12 protein-coding genes are annotated in these 14,211 nt (G+C 74.4%); 9 read left to right on the top strand and 3 right to left on the bottom strand.

Going from position 1 to position 14,211, the window contains the following annotated elements; genetic code table 11:
- Nucleotides 1–143 precede the first annotated feature (143 nt).
- On the top strand, nucleotides 144–701 hold the full coding sequence (locus ACUJ8O_RS05450) for a hypothetical protein (protein WP_095346387.1): 558 nt from the start codon (nucleotides 144–146) through the stop codon (nucleotides 699–701).
- Nucleotides 702–762: 61 nt separating this feature from the next.
- Here ACUJ8O_RS05450 and ACUJ8O_RS05445 read toward each other — a convergent pair whose 3' ends face one another.
- Nucleotides 763–2,202, bottom strand: coding sequence for a dicarboxylate/amino acid:cation symporter (locus tag ACUJ8O_RS05445; protein WP_095346389.1), 1,440 nt, complete (start codon nucleotides 2,200–2,202; stop codon nucleotides 763–765).
- Between the two features lie 185 nt (nucleotides 2,203–2,387).
- Between ACUJ8O_RS05445 and guaB the strand changes: the two genes are divergently transcribed.
- The 7 genes from guaB to ACUJ8O_RS05410 all read left to right on the top strand — a co-directional run bounded on the left by guaB (nucleotide 2,388) and on the right by ACUJ8O_RS05410 (nucleotide 12,453).
- On the top strand, nucleotides 2,388–3,932 hold the full coding sequence (gene guaB / locus ACUJ8O_RS05440) for an IMP dehydrogenase (RefSeq protein WP_078025901.1): 1,545 nt from the start codon (nucleotides 2,388–2,390) through the stop codon (nucleotides 3,930–3,932).
- 92 nt (nucleotides 3,933–4,024) lie between these two features.
- Complete coding sequence (locus tag ACUJ8O_RS05435) at nucleotides 4,025–5,161, top strand: GuaB3 family IMP dehydrogenase-related protein (protein ID WP_078025900.1); 1,137 nt, start codon at nucleotides 4,025–4,027, stop codon at nucleotides 5,159–5,161.
- A 47-nt stretch (nucleotides 5,162–5,208) separates the two neighbouring features.
- On the top strand, nucleotides 5,209–6,174 hold the full coding sequence (locus ACUJ8O_RS05430; RefSeq protein ID WP_078025899.1) for an SURF1 family protein: 966 nt from the start codon (nucleotides 5,209–5,211) through the stop codon (nucleotides 6,172–6,174).
- Nucleotides 6,171–6,719: a DUF3817 domain-containing protein gene (locus ACUJ8O_RS05425; RefSeq protein ID WP_078025898.1), complete on the top strand. Its 549-nt coding sequence runs from the start codon at nucleotides 6,171–6,173 to the stop codon at nucleotides 6,717–6,719. Before ACUJ8O_RS05430 ends, ACUJ8O_RS05425 begins: the two co-directional genes overlap by 4 nt.
- Before the next feature lie 22 nt (nucleotides 6,720–6,741).
- Nucleotides 6,742–8,361, top strand: a complete 1,620-nt coding sequence (gene guaA, locus ACUJ8O_RS05420) for a glutamine-hydrolyzing GMP synthase (RefSeq protein ID WP_078025897.1) — start codon at nucleotides 6,742–6,744, stop codon at nucleotides 8,359–8,361.
- A 98-nt stretch (nucleotides 8,362–8,459) separates the two neighbouring features.
- Nucleotides 8,460–12,224 (top strand): DUF4011 domain-containing protein, encoded by a 3,765-nt coding sequence (locus ACUJ8O_RS05415; RefSeq protein ID WP_445373220.1) that lies wholly within the window; start codon nucleotides 8,460–8,462, stop codon nucleotides 12,222–12,224.
- Nucleotides 12,214–12,453, top strand: a complete 240-nt coding sequence (locus ACUJ8O_RS05410) for a hypothetical protein (protein ID WP_152743778.1) — start codon at nucleotides 12,214–12,216, stop codon at nucleotides 12,451–12,453. The genes ACUJ8O_RS05415 and ACUJ8O_RS05410 overlap by 11 nt, the downstream gene beginning before the upstream one ends.
- Before the next feature lie 20 nt (nucleotides 12,454–12,473).
- Here ACUJ8O_RS05410 and ACUJ8O_RS05405 read toward each other — a convergent pair whose 3' ends face one another.
- Together ACUJ8O_RS05405 and ACUJ8O_RS05400 are read right to left on the bottom strand one after the other, a co-directional pair.
- Nucleotides 12,474–12,752 (bottom strand): FmdB family zinc ribbon protein, encoded by a 279-nt coding sequence (locus ACUJ8O_RS05405; protein ID WP_041104378.1) that lies wholly within the window; start codon nucleotides 12,750–12,752, stop codon nucleotides 12,474–12,476.
- Nucleotides 12,753–12,840: 88 nt separating this feature from the next.
- Nucleotides 12,841–13,506, bottom strand: a complete 666-nt coding sequence (locus tag ACUJ8O_RS05400) for a 5-formyltetrahydrofolate cyclo-ligase (RefSeq protein WP_231119486.1) — start codon at nucleotides 13,504–13,506, stop codon at nucleotides 12,841–12,843.
- A gap of 57 nt (nucleotides 13,507–13,563) precedes the next feature.
- Between ACUJ8O_RS05400 and ACUJ8O_RS05395 the strand changes: the two genes are divergently transcribed.
- Nucleotides 13,564–14,190 (top strand): GNAT family N-acetyltransferase, encoded by a 627-nt coding sequence (locus tag ACUJ8O_RS05395; protein WP_078025894.1) that lies wholly within the window; start codon nucleotides 13,564–13,566, stop codon nucleotides 14,188–14,190.
- Nucleotides 14,191–14,211 lie beyond the last annotated feature (21 nt).

Here is a 14,211-nt window from a genome sequence, read left to right as displayed (position 1 = left end):
TGCGGCCGGCCAGGCAGGCGAGGGTTCATCAGTGGAGAGATTGAGGCTTCGCCCCCTACGATCCTCCTAGAGGGCGCTCAATGGAAGGTGCTGGCACCCGTCGGCCTGCACGGTGCCCTTTAATCCTCCCGATTGGAAGTATTATGACTGCTCAGAACCCCTCCCGCCGCCACGTCACCACCGCCCTGGCCTGGGGTGCTCCCGCCGTCGCCGTCGCGGTGAGCGCACCCGCGCGTGCCGCCTCTCCCGGGGCGCCCGCCACCATCCAGGTCGATACGCCCATCACGCGCTGGAGCGACTTGATCTTTTACTCCGGCTTCATTGCCCAGGGTGTCGTGGTGACCATCAGGGACGCCAACGGCTTGCCCGTGCCGAACCAGCCGGTCACCCTCACTATCTCCAACTACCGGGGTAACGAGAACACGTTCTACTTCGTGTCCGACCGGGCGGTCAGCTCAGACGACGCCCTGGCCACCACGCGCCCCTTCAGCAGTGGCGTCGGCGCCACCATCACCCTGACCACGGATGCCAACGGCCAGGTGGCGCTGGACGACGGGACCACGGGGTACCTCCGCAAGGGCTCCGACGGCACGGACGAGGGCACCACCTTCATCGTGACCTCTGGCGACGCGTCCACCACCTTCGTCCTGACGAACTCCACCGCGGCGGGCGGCACAGAGCCGGGCATCGAGGTCGCCTGACCGACGACCGCGCTCACCGGTACGGCCGAGCCCCCCTGGTCTCCAGGGGGCCTCGGCGGTCTCATCGCCGGGGCCCAGAGTCCTGCGAGCCGACGAGCTCCTCGCGGGAGCCGTTCGTCCGGGCGGCGCGCGCCTCCACGATCTCCTCGTCCTCGTCCGCCATGACGTCCGCGTGCGGGGCGTCGTAGCGGGAGCGGTCCAGGATGCCCTCCTGCTGGGCCACCAGGGCGGGGATGAGGGCCTGGCCGGCCACGTTGGTGGCGGTGCGGCCCATGTCCACGATCGGGTCCACGGCGAGCAGCAGCGCCATGCCCTCCAGCGGCAGCCCCGCGGTGGACAGCGTCAGGGTGAGCATCACCGTGGCGCCGGTGGTGCCCGCGGTGGCGGCGGAGCCCAGCACCGAGACCAGCACGATCAGCGCGTACTGCCCGATCGTCATGTCCACCCCGTAGAACTGCGCCACGAACACGGCCGCGATCGCCGGGTAGATCGCGGCGCAGCCGTCCATCTTGGTGGTGGCGCCCAGCGGAACGGCGAAGGAGGCGTAGCCGGTGGGCACGCCGAAGTTGCGCTCGGCCACCCGCTGGGTGACGGGCAGCGTGCCGAGGGAGGAGCGGGAGACGAAGCCGAGCTGGAACGCCGGCCACACGCCGGTGAAGAACTGCTTGACGGAGAGCCCGTGCAGGCGCGCCAGCAGCGGGTACACCACGAGCATCACGAGGGCCAGGCCCACGTAGACCGCCACCACGAACTTGGCCAGCGTGCCCATCGTGGACCAGCCGTACGAGGCCACGGCGTTGCCCAGCAGGCCGATGGTGCCGATCGGTGCCAGGCGGATGATCCACCACAGCAGCTTCTGGATGATCGCGAGCACCGAGCGGGAGAACGTGAGGAACGGGGCGGCCTTCTCGCCGACCTTGAGCGCGGCCACGCCCACGACGATCGCGATCACGAGGATCTGCAGCACGTTGAACGTGGGGGAGGAGGCCAGCGCGCCGTCCTCGCCCGCCGTGGTCTTGACGGTCAGGCCGAGGAAGTTCGCCGGCACCAGGGAGGTCAGGAAGTCGAGCCAGCCGACGTCCTTGGCCTGGTACGACGCCGGCGCGGTCTGGCCGGTGCCCACGCCCGGTTGCAGCACGACGCCGACGGCGAGGCCGATGAGCACCGCGATCAGGCTCGTGATGGCGAACCAGAGCAGGGTCTTGGCGGCCAGGCGGGCCGCGTTGGTCACCTGGGCCAGGTTGGCGATGGAGGCGACGACGGCGAAGAAGACCAGCGGGACGACCGCGGCCTTCAGCAGGCTGATGTAGATGCTGCCGACGGTGGCCAGCGTCTCACCGAGCCAGGTCGGGTGCTCGGCGGTGTGCCCCGTCGCGCGGGCGATCAGGCCCAGGACGAGGCCGAGGACGAGGGCGGCGGCGATCTGCCAGCCGAAGTTCGACGTCCAGGCGGGGAGCCGGCGTCGGGGCGCCGGTGCGGGGGAGGACTGTGCGGTGCTCATCCGGGGAGGTTAGGCAGTCCAATACCATGACGCCGAAACGGATTGCGCCATGTGACGTCGTGGTGACGTCCGTCTCGTCCCCGCGTGGCCCAGTGCGAAGGCCCTGTGACGTGGCCCGCACCCGGGTCGCCGGTTTGACCCCCGGGCATAGAATCGCGGAAACACCCGTCCCGAAAGGCGTCTTCGTGACCACCACCAGCACCGGTCCCAGCCCCGAGCCCGTCCACTCCTCCTCGGATCCCTTCGGCTTCTTCGGCCTCACCTATGACGACGTCCTGCTGCTGCCCAACGCCACCGACGTGATCCCCGCGGACGCGGACCCGGGCACCCGGCTGACCCGCAACATCCGCTTGAACATCCCCATCGTCTCCGCGGCGATGGACACCGTGACCGAGGCTCCCCTGGCCATCGCCATGGCCCGCCAGGGCGGCATGGGCATCATCCACCGCAACCTGTCCATCGAGGACCAGGCCCGCCACGTGGACACCGTGAAGCGCTCCGAGTCGGGGATGATCAAGGACCCCGTGACCATCGGCCCCGACGCCACGCTCGCCGACCTGGACGAGCTGTGCGCCCAGTACCGCGTCTCGGGCCTGCCGGTGGTGGCCGAGGACATGACGCTGCTGGGCATCATCACCAACCGCGACACCCGCTTCATCCCGCGCGAGGAGTGGGCCACCCGCACGGTGGACACCGCCATGACCCGCATGCCGCTGGTCACCGCGCAGGAGGGCGTCTCGCGCGCCGAGACGATCCGCCTGTTCTCCCAGAATCGCGTGGAGAAGCTGCCGCTCGTGGACGATGCGGGCCGCCTGACCGGCCTGATCACCATCAAGGACTTCGACAAGGCGGAGCAGTACCCGGACGCCGCGAAGGACGACGAGGGTCGGCTGCGCGTCGGCGGCGCCGTCGGCTTCTTCGGCGACGGCTGGGAGCGCGCCATGGCGCTCGTCGAGGCGGGCGTGGACGCCCTCGTGGTGGACACCGCGAACGGCCACACGCACGGCGTGCTGGACATGATCGCGCGCCTGAAGAAGGAGAAGGCGGCCGCGCACGTCGACGTCATCGGCGGTCAGGCCGCGACCTACGCGGGCGCCAAGGCGATCGTCGACGCCGGCGCGGACGCCGTGAAGGTGGGCGTGGGCCCGGGCTCGATCTGCACGACCCGTGTGGTGGCCGGCGTCGGCGTCCCCCAGATCACCGCCATCTACGAGGCGGCCAAGGCCACGCGCCCCGCGGGCGTCCCGCTGATCGCCGACGGCGGCCTGCAGCACTCCGGTGACATCGGCAAGGCTCTCGTGGCCGGCGCCGACTCGGTGATGCTCGGCTCCCTGCTGGCCGGCACCGCCGAGTCCCCGGGCGACCTCGTGTTCTACCAGGGCAAGCAGTTCAAGACCTACCGCGGCATGGGCTCCCTGGGCGCCATGCAGACCCGCAACGGCACGCGCTCCTTCTCCAAGGACCGCTACTTCCAGGCGGACGTGCCGGACGAGGACAAGCTGATCCCCGAGGGCATCGAGGGCCAGGTGCCCTTCCGGGGCCCGGTCGCCTCAGTGGTCCACCAGCTCGTGGGCGGCCTGCGCCAGACGATGTTCTACACAGGCGCGTCCACGGTGACCGATCTCAAGGAGAACGGCCGCTTCGTGCGCATCACCGCGGCGGGCCTGAAGGAGTCCCATCCGCACGACATCATGATGACCGTCGAGGCCCCGAACTACCGTTCGCGCTGACCTGCACGTCGGGTCCGGGGGAGCCCCCGGACGGGGCGGCGCCGACGACACGATCGGCGCCGCCCCCGTGGCGCCTGGGCTAGGCTGGCCCGGTGACGAACCAGATTGAGATCGGCCGCGGCAAGCGCGGCCGCCGGGCCTTCTCCCTCGACGACGTGTCCGTGGTGCCCGCGCGGCGCACCCGGGATCCCCAGGACGTCAGCCTCACGTGGCGCATCGACGCCTACACGTTCGACATGCCCGTGATCGGTGCGCCCATGGACTCCGTGATGAGCCCGGAGGCCGCCATCGCGATGGGGCGGCTGGGCGGTCTCGGCGTCCTCAACCTCGAGGGCCTGTGGACCCGCCACGAGGACCCGCGCCCGCTGCTCGAGGAGATCGCCGCCCTCCAGGCCGGCCCGGCCGGGACCGAGGCCACCCGCAAGCTGCAGGAGGCCTACGCGGCCCCCATCCGCCCCGATCTGATCACCGAGCGCCTCGCGCAGATCCGCGAGGCCGGCGTCGTCGTCGCGGGCTCGCTGACCCCGCAGAACACGCAGGAGTTCTACCGCACCGTCGTGGCGGCGGGCGTGGACCTGTTCGTCATCCGCGGCACCACCGTCTCGGCCGAGCACGTCTCCTCCACCCAGGAGCCGCTGGACCTCAAGCAGTTCATCTACGAGCTGGACGTGCCCGTGATCGTGGGCGGGGCGGCCGGCTACACGCCGGCCCTGCACCTGATGCGCACCGGCGCGGCCGGTGTGCTCGTCGGCTTCGGCGGCGGCGCGTCCACCACCACGCGCCGCGCCATGGGCATCCGTGTGCCGATGGCCACGGCCATCTCGGACATCGCCGAGGCGCGCCGCGACTACATGGACGAGTCCGGCGGCCGCTACGTGCACGTGATCGCCGACGGCGGCGTCTCCACCTCGGGGGAGATCGTCAAGGCGATCGCCATGGGCGCGGACGCGGTCGTCCTGGGCGCCGCCCTGGCCCGCGCCACCGACGCCCCCGGCGGCGGCTGGCACTGGGGCCTCGAGGCCGCCCACCCGGAGCTGCCGCGCGGGCACCGCACCCAGGTGGGCCAGGTGGCTCCGCTGGAGGAGGTCCTGTGGGGGCCCGGCCGCCACGCGGACGGCACGTCCAACCTGATGGGCGGCCTGAAGCGCGCCATGGCCACCTGCGGCTACACCGAGCTCAAGGACTTCCAGAAGGTGGAGGTCCTCGTGACCCCCACCCAGACCGTCTGATCCCCGCCGCCGCGTGGCGGCACCCCGACCGGAAGAGTTGATACGGCGTGCTGCGCACCGCCCTCAAGCCCGTCTGGCTGGCCACCCTGGTGCTGGCCCTCGTGGCAGCTGCGGTCTTCGTGGCGCTGTCCAAGTGGCAGTTCGAGTCCGCGGAGACGAACGCGCCGCCGCCGCGCACCCAGACCGAGCACGCCGTGCCGTTCCTGGAGCACGTGCGCCCCTACGAGGCCCTGCTCGGCTCGCAGGCCGACCAGGTGGTCACGGTCGAGGGGGAGTTCGTGCCCGGCACGGACGTCCTGGTCGGCCCGCGCCTGCTGAACGGCCGCGACGGCTACTGGACGGTCACGGCCCTGCGGGTGGCCGGCGCCCCGGACGGCGAGGTCGTCCCGGTGGTCCGCGGCTGGTCGGCCGACGCCGACGTCGTGGACCCCGCGCCCGCCGGGCAGGTCACCGTCACCGGACGCCTGCTGCCCCCGGACGGGCCCCTGCCGCGCGAGGCCACGGCCGAGGACACCGCCGACCGGCTCCTGTACCGCAGCCTGGCCCCGGCCCAGCTGGTGAACGTGTGGGACGAGCCGTCCTACGCGGCGTACGTCGCGGCGTTCGAGATGGTCGACGCCGCGGGCGCCGAGACGGGCGCGGCCGGCCCCGGCGGGCTCGAGCCGGTGTGGGTGGCCCCGCAGCCGGAGGAGACCCAGATCATCTGGCTCAACGTCTTCTACGCCGTGGAGTGGATGCTCTTCGCCGGCTTCGCCCTGTTCCTGTGGTGGCGGTTCGTCCGCGACGACCACGTCCGGGACGAGCACGAGCGCCGGCTCGACGAGGAGTGGGCCGCGCAGTGGCGCGCCGAGGAGCTCGAGCGGCGCCGGGCGGCCGCGCGCGAGGCCAAGGAGCGGGCCGTCGCGGCGCAGGCCGCGGCGCACCCACGCCAGGACCACGACGACGACGGGGCCGCGCGCCCCGACCCCCGCGACCCGGGCCCCCGTGGGCCCCGAGAGGAGCAGAGCCGATGAGCACCCAGCACCCCGGCCCCGAACCGGTGGACCCCGCGAGCCTGCCGGATCCCGAGGACATCACGGAGGCCGACCTGCCCGAGCCGCCCCCGCGGCCGGGCCGGGAGCAGCGCCGTTTCGCCGGCACCCAGCAGCAGATCCGCTCCGCCACCCGCCTCTACGTGGTGTGCGCGTGGATCACCGGCATCATGCTCCTGCTGCTTGTGGCGGAGATGGTGCTGAAGTACGGCATGCACGTGGAGCTCTACGCGGGCGGCACCACCCTGGACGGAGACGCCAACGGCCTGGGGCTGCACCCCACGGACAGCGTCACCGGGGGAGTGAACCTGTCCCTGTTCATCCTCATCGCCCACGGCTGGATGTACGTGGTGTACCTGCTCGCCTCGTTCCGCCTGTGGTCCCTGATGCGCTGGGAGCCGCTGCGCCTGCTGGCGATGGCCGGCGGCGGCGTCGTCCCGTTCCTGTCCTTCGTGGTGGAGAAGCGCATGACCCGCGTGGTCCGGGACGAGCTGCACCGCTTCCCGGACGCCGCGCGGCGCTACTGATCGCCTCGACTATCCTGGACGGGTGACGCAGAACGCCCCCCACCCCGACACCCCCGCCCCGCTCAGCGACGTGATGCCCACGGTGCTGGTGCTGGACTTCGGCGCCCAGTACGCGCAGCTCATCGCGCGTCGTGTGCGCGAGGCCAACGTCTACTCCGAGGTCGTGCCCGCCTCCACCCCGGCGGCGCAGATCCTGGAGCGCAAGCCCGCGGCGCTGATCCTCTCGGGCGGGCCGTCGTCGGTGTACGAGCCCGGCGCCCCGCAGTTGGACCCGGCGCTGCTCGAGGCCGGGGTGCCCGTGCTGGGCCTGTGCTACGGCTTCCAGTCGATCGCGCACGCCCTCGGCGGCACCGTGGCCCAGACCGGCACCCGGGAGTACGGCTCCACCCGCCTGGACTCGGTGGATGCCGACTCCGTGCTGTTCGCGGGCCAGGACCTCGAGCAGGTCGTGTGGATGTCCCACGGGGACGCCGTGACGCAGGCGCCCGAGGGCTTCGCCGTGACGGCCTCCACCGCGGGCGCCCCCGTCGCCGCGTTCGAGGACCGCGAGCGCCGCATCTACGGCGTGCAGTGGCATCCCGAGGTGGGCCACTCCTCCCACGGCCAGCGTGTGCTCGAACAGTTCCTGCACGTGGGTGCGGGCCTGGGCGCGGACTGGACGGTCAGCAACGTGATCGAGGAGCAGGTCGAGCGCATCCGCGAGCAGATCGGGGACAAGCGGGCCATCTGCGGCCTGTCCGGCGGCGTGGACTCCGCCGTGGCCGCGGCCCTCGTGCAGCGCGCCATCGGCGACCGCCTCACCTGCGTCTACGTGGACCACGGCCTCATGCGCGAGGGCGAGTCCGCCGAGATCGAGCAGGCCTTCGGCGAGGCCCACGGCGGCGCCCGCCTCGTGATGGTGGACGCGCGCGAGGACTTCCTGTCCGCGCTGGCCGGCGTCACCGACCCCGAGGCCAAGCGCAAGATCATCGGCGAGCGGTTCATCCGCACCTTCGAGAAGGCGCAGGCGGACATCGTCCTCGAGTCCGAGCACGACCCGGACGCCACCGAGGTCCGCTTCCTCGTGCAGGGCACGCTCTACCCGGACGTCGTCGAGTCCGGCGGCGGGGACGGGGCGGCCAACATCAAGTCCCACCACAACGTGGGCGGCCTGCCGGACGACATCGAGTTCGAGCTGTGCGAGCCGCTGCGCGAGCTGTTCAAGGACGAGGTCCGCGCCGTGGGCGCCGAGCTCGGCCTGCCCGAGGGCATCGTGCACCGCCAGCCGTTCCCGGGCCCGGGTCTGGGCATCCGCATCATCGGCGAGGTCACCCAGGAGCGCCTGGATCTGCTGCGCCGCGCGGACGCGATCGTGCGCGCCGAGCTCACCGCGGCCGGGCTGGACCGCCAGATCTGGCAGTGCCCGGTGGTGCTGCTCGCGGACGTGCGCTCCGTGGGCGTGCAGGGTGACGGCCGCACCTACGGCCACCCGGTCGTCCTGCGCCCCGTCACCAGCGAGGACGCCATGACGGCGGACTGGGCGCGGATCCCGGACGACGTCCTGTCCCGCATCTCGAACCGCATCACCAACGAGGTCGACGGTGTCAACCGCGTCGTGCTCGACGTGACCAGCAAGCCGCCGGGCACCATCGAGTGGGAGTGAGCGGCGCGTCCGGCGCCGCATCCGGCCGCCCCTGACCGGGGCGGCCGTCCGCACGAAGACCGCCTGGACCCAGGCGACGGAGGAAGGACCGCACGCACGTGACCGAGCAGGAGTTCCCGCGCCTGGCCCGCGCCCGCGCCGCCGCACGCCCCGACGAGGGGCAGACCCGCCCCGACCCGGCCGCCTGGGTGTCCTCCCTGGGCTCGGGCGCCGAGAACGACACGATGCTGCGGTTCGCGCCCTCGGCGGCCAACAGCATCGACCTCACGGAGGCGAACTCCTCCGGCGTCTCGCAGCTGCTGCTGGGGCGGCGCACCCGCCTGTCCACCCTGCTGCCGGCCGGCCCGGAGCTGGACGCGGCGCACGAGGTCTCCCTCGGCCTGCGCGCCAAGGTCCGCGAGCTGGCGGAGGAACGCGGCATCGACGTCGGCGCGCTCGCCGTGGGCGTGGCCACGTGGACGGCCGAGGAGGACGGTCGGCGGGAGCGCCGCTCCGCCCCCGTGCTGCTGGCCCGCGTGGCCCTGACGGTGCGCCGCGGCGCCCGGGGCCGGGACGAGCTGGAGGTCCAGATCACCGAGCCGGCCCGCCTGAACCCGGCGCTCGTGCGGAACCTGCGCCGGCACCACGGCATCGCCCTGGACCCCGAGGCGTACCAGCAGGCCGCCTACGCCACGGCGCGCCTCGAGCCCGCCCCCGCGTTCGCCCGCCTGCGCGAGGAGACCGCCGCGATCGCGGACCTGCACATCCAGGATTGCCTGCTCGTCTCCACGTTCGCGGACCTCGGCGAGACCGCCTCCCTGCCCGCCTCCCTCGAGGATCTGCCGGTCGTGCAGGCCCTGTACGACGCCGGGACCGGCATGGTGCCCCGCCCGGCGGCGCTGCAGCCCACGGGCGCGCCCGCGGAGGATGACGTCGCCCCGGCGGACGAGCGCCTCGTCGTCGACGTCGACGCCGCCCAGGCACGCGTGCTCGAGCACGCCGCGGCGGGGGAGTCCCTCGTGGTGGCGGCCGCCCCCGGCACCGGGCAGACCCAGACCGCCGCCGCCCTGGCCGCGCGCCTGGCCTGGGAGGGTCGGCGCGTGCTGGTCGTGGCCGAGCGCTCCGCCGCCCTGGCCGACGTGCTCGACCGCCTCGAGGAGGCGGACCTGCGCTCGATCGCGCTGGATGTGCCCGCCAACGCGGACCCCGAGCTGCTCCGCCGCCAGCTCGTGCAGGCCGTCCTGCGCTCCGAGCGGGCCGTGGACCCCGACACCGCCCGGGACGAGGCCGCCCTGACCGAACGACGGCGCCGGCTGCAGGAGCACGTCGGCTCACTGCACCACGTCCGCCCCCGCTGGGGCTGCTCGCCGTTCCAGGCGATGCAGGCCCTGGCCGCCCTGACCGGGCTCGAGACGCCGCCGGCCACCACCGTGCGCCTCAAGCGCTCCGTGCTGGACTCCACCGTGAACCGGCAGGCCGTGGGCGAGCAGCTCGTGCGCGCCGGGGAGCTCGGCGCGTTCTCGGCCGCCGCCACCGAGAGCCGCTGGTTCGGCGCCCGCGTGCGCAACGTGCAGGAGACCGAGGCCGCCTCGGAGCTGGCCGACGAGCTGGCGGCCGCCCTGCACACCACCCGGCGCGCCGTGGACACCGCCGCCGCCCAGGCCGGCCTGCGCCCCGAGCGCACGGTGGCCGGCTGGGCGGAGCAGGCGGACCTCTACCGCCGTGTGGCCCGCACCCTCACCGAGTTCACCCCCGAGGTGTTCTCCCTCGACGTGCCCCAGCTGGTCGCGGCGACCGCCACCAGCTCGTGGCGGCGCCTCCACCTGGTCGAGATGTCCTCGGTGACCCGGTCCCGCCTGCGCCGCGCGGCGAAGGACGCGGTCCGCCCGGGCGTGCAGCCCACGGACCTGCACGGCGCCCTCGTGGACGCCGCCGCCGTCCTGGAGGACTGGAACCGCCACGCCGCCGAGCCGGGCACGCCCCCGCAGGTGCCGGACCAGGGCGAGCACGTGATGGGCCAGGTCGGCCAGGTGCGCGAGCGCCTGCGCCGGCTCGAGGGCGTCCTCGCCCCGGAGGCCGTGGCCGAGGCGCCCTTGGAGGAGCGGGACGTGGACGACCTCGTGGCCGCCGTCGACGGGCTCGTGGCGGACCGCGACACCCTGGCCACGCTGCCCGAGCGCACCCTCGTGCTGGACAGCCTGCGCGACCACGGCCTGGCGGAGCTGCTCGAGGACCTGCGCGACCGCGAGGTGCCCACCGAGGCCCTGACCGCCGAGCTCGAGTTGGCGTGGTGGCAGTCCGCGCTCGAGGCGATGATCTCCGGGGACGACTTCCTGGCCATGATGAGCGGCACGGACCTGGCGGAGGTCGAGCGCGGGTTCCGCGACCTGGACCGCGCCCATCTCGAGCGCGGCGGCGCCCGGCTCTCCGCCGCGCTGGCCGCGCGCTGGCGGGAGGCGCTGCGCACCTATCGCGCGGACGCGGCCGTGCTGCGCACCCTGCTCAAGCAGGGCAGCCCCACGGTCGAGTCCCTGGCCACGATCACCCCCGAGCTCCTGCAGCCGCTCGTGCCGGTGGTCACCACCTCGCCCATGGCCCTGTCCGAGTTCCCCCCGGAGTGGCGCGCCGACGTCGTCGTGCTGCTGGAGGCCGACGCGACCGCCCTGGCCACCGCGATGGGCGCGCTCACCCGCGCCCCCCAGGTGGTGGCCCTCGGCGACCCGGTCATCGGGCGCCCGCAGTCGTTCCAGGTGTCCGTGGACCCGACGGCGACCGCCGGGCCCCTGCGCCCGCTGCGCTCGGCCCACGACGCGCTGGACGAGGTGCTGCCCACCCTGCCGCTGCGCACCGTGCACCGCCCCCTCGAGCGGCGCCTCGTGCGCCTGCTCTCCGCGCTCGCCTATGACGGCGCCCTGGACGCGCTGCCCACCGCGGGCGAGGCCACCGGCCGGGATCGTGCCGTCACGGCCGAGTACCTGCCCGAGGGCACCGGCATCCCGATGACCGGCGGCGACGTGGTCGAGTCCACGAACGCCGAGGTCGCCCGCACCGTGGAGCGCGTGTTCGAGCACATCCGCGACCGGCCCGAGCAGTCCCTGGCCGTGGTCACGGTGTCCGAGCAGCACGCCCGCAGGGTGGCCGCCGCCGTGCAGGCCACGGCCGCGCAGGCGCCGTGGGCCCACGAGTTCCTCGCCCGCGGCCGCGGCGAGGACGCCGCCGACGCCGAGCCGTTCGTGATCGTGCCGGTCGTGCGCGCCGCCTCCGTGGTGCGTGACGCCGTGATCCTCACCCCCGGCTACGGCCGCACCCCGCACGGCCGCGTGGTGCACCACTTCGGCGCCTTCTCCGACCCGGACGGCGAGCGCATGGTCACGGTTGCGCTCACCCGCGCCCGCCGGCGCCTGCACCTCGTCTCGGCGCTGCGCGCCGCGGACCTGGACGAGGACCGGCTCGACGGCGGCGCCCTCTGGTTCCTGCGGCTGCTCGAGGCCTACCTGGGCGACGACGCCGCGGACCCCGTGGGCATGGGGGGCGATCCGCTGCTGGCCGATCTGCGCGACCGGCTCGAGGAGCACGGCGCCCGGGTCCTGCCCCGCTACGCCGGCGTCATGGACCTGGCCGTGCTCGATCCGCGCGCGGACCAGGACGAGGCGCCCCGTCCGCTGGCCCTGGCCGGCGACGGTGGCGAGGTGTACCGCGCCCTCACGGTGCGGCAGCGCTCGCGGACCCTGCCCGAGGGGCTCGAGGCCCGCGGCTGGGAGCCCCGGACCCTGTGGTCGATCGACGTGTTCGCGGACCCGGAGTCCGTGGCCCGCGAGCTGGCCGACCGGCTGGGCGTGGAGCCGGCGGACGAGACGGACGAGACCGACGACGATGCCCGCTGACGGCGCGCCGCGCCGCCGCGGCCCGCGCCGGGCGGACGCCCCGGGCACCGGCCCGGCAGCCGCCGACGGCCGCGAGCCGCGCCTGCCCGGGATGCCCCGGCTGACCGGGCAGGCCGGGACGTCGCCGGCGACCGCGCCGACCGGACATGAGGCCGGGGTCGAGACCGGTGCGGCCGAGGCCGAGCGCGACCGCTGGCTGCGCGAGCAGCGCCCGCCCCACTGGGGCTGAGCCGGCCCGATGCGGCCGGGTCAGTCCGCGGGGGCGGAGGACGAGGACGACGTCGAGGACGTCGAGGACCCGGCGGCCGAGTCCGAGGTCGATCCGCCGGCCGAGCCGGTGCCGCCCGTGCCGGAGCGCGAGTCGGTCCGGTAGAACCCGGAGCCCTTGAAGCTCACGCCGACCGAGCCGTACTGCTTGCGCAGGACGCCGCCGCACGCGGGGCACTCGGTGAGGGCGTCGTCGGTGAAGGCCTGGACGACGTCGAAGGCGTGGCCGCAGTCCTTGCAGCGGTAGGCGTAGGTGGGCATGCTCAGCTCCAGCTCGCTCGGGGCGCGCCGGGGCGCGCGGTTCTGGGGGGATCCGACCCCCGATGCTACTCCGCGCCGCGGGCCGGGCTCAGACCCAGCGCAGCCCGGCCGCGGTGACGACGCCGTCCACGGGCCGGTCCGTGGGCTCGGCAGGGATGGCGCCCGCCGGCAGCAGCTCGTCCTCGAACACGAGGGCCACGGTCGGCACGCTCCGCGGCAGCTCGGCGAGGAAGCGGTCGTAGTAGCCCCCGCCCTGGCCCAGGCGCATCCCGTCCTCGGCCACCGCGAGCGCCGGCATGACCACCGCGGTCGCCGCCGCCAGCGCGTCGGTCCCGAGCCGTTCGCCCACGGGCTCGTCCACGGGGGCGTTCGCCGCGCGCGCCGTCGCGACGCCCGGGTGCCAGGAGGCCCAGCTCAGGCGTCGTTCCGGCTCGATCACGGGGACGAGCACCCGCGCCCCCGCGGCCAGCAGGCGGGTGCGCAGCCCACCGGTGTCCGGCTCGGTGGCCATCGGCAGCACGGTGGCCACCACCGGGGCGGTCCCGTCCGCGGTCGCCGCGGCCACGCGCGGACCCAGCCACGCCCACAGGTGCTCGACGGCGGCCGCGGACTCGGCGGCGCGGCGCGCGGGGGAGCGGTCGCGGCGGGCGGTGCGCAGGCGCGCACGCAGGGCGGCCTTGGCGTCCACGACGTCGTCGACGCCGGCGACGGGGCCCGTGGCGGCGGGCTCGGGCACGGGAGGGGGAGTGCGCATGTCCCCATGATGCCCGCCGCACCGGTGCCGCGCCCGGCCGCGCATAGGATCGACGCCATGTCCTGGCAGCGTTCCCCCTGGCCCGTGACCCTGCGGCACGGCACCCTCGCCCTGCGGCCGCTGCGGAGGCGGGACCGGGAGGCGTGGGAGGAGCAGCGGGCGCACAACCGCGAGTGGCTGACGCCGTGGGATGCGACGAGCCCCGTGCCGGGCGCGGGTCCGGCGTCGTTCGGGCAGATGGTCCGCTGGCACGGCCGCCAGGGCCGGGACGGCAGCGCCTACACGTGGGGCATGGCCCTCGACGACGACCGCCCGGACCGGGACCGCCTGGTGGGGCTGCTGTCCCTGGGCGGGATCCAGTACGGCTCGGTGCTCTCCGGCTCGATCGGCTACTGGATCGACCGTCGCGAGGCGGGTCGGGGGCTGACGCCGACGGCCGTGGCCATGGCGACGGACTGGGCGTTCCGCAGCGCCGGTCTGCACCGGGTCGAGGTCAACATCCGCCCGGAGAACGCGGCCAGCCTGCGGGTCGTGGCGAAGCTCGGCCTGCGCGACGAGGGCCTGCGGCGCGCGTACCTGCACGTGGACGGCGCCTGGCGGGACCACCGGACGTTCGCGGTGACCGCCGAGGAGGTCCCCGACGGCCTGCTGGCCGGGTGGCTGGCCACCCGGCCGCGCCCCTGAGCGGCCCGGCGGGACACGCCG

The organism is Micrococcus sp. EWR3.9.1 (genome assembly GCF_052615555.1).
Note: the sequence above shows the minus strand (reverse complement) of the source record. Positions and strands in the feature narration are given on the sequence as shown.

Coding starts and splice junctions, on each gene's coding strand:
- ACUJ8O_RS05405 (WP_041104378.1), bottom strand. CDS start 12,752: ATGCCCACCTACGCCTACCGCTGCAAGGACTGCGGCCACGCCTTCGAC.
- ACUJ8O_RS05395 (WP_078025894.1), top strand. CDS start 13,564: ATGTCCTGGCAGCGTTCCCCCTGGCCCGTGACCCTGCGGCACGGCACC.
- ACUJ8O_RS05445 (WP_095346389.1), bottom strand. CDS start 2,202: ATGAGCACCGCACAGTCCTCCCCCGCACCGGCGCCCCGACGCCGGCTC.
- ACUJ8O_RS05450 (WP_095346387.1), top strand. CDS start 144: ATGACTGCTCAGAACCCCTCCCGCCGCCACGTCACCACCGCCCTGGCC.
- ACUJ8O_RS05410 (WP_152743778.1), top strand. CDS start 12,214: ATGCCCGCTGACGGCGCGCCGCGCCGCCGCGGCCCGCGCCGGGCGGAC.
- ACUJ8O_RS05400 (WP_231119486.1), bottom strand. CDS start 13,506: ATGCGCACTCCCCCTCCCGTGCCCGAGCCCGCCGCCACGGGCCCCGTC.
- ACUJ8O_RS05425 (WP_078025898.1), top strand. CDS start 6,171: ATGAGCACCCAGCACCCCGGCCCCGAACCGGTGGACCCCGCGAGCCTG.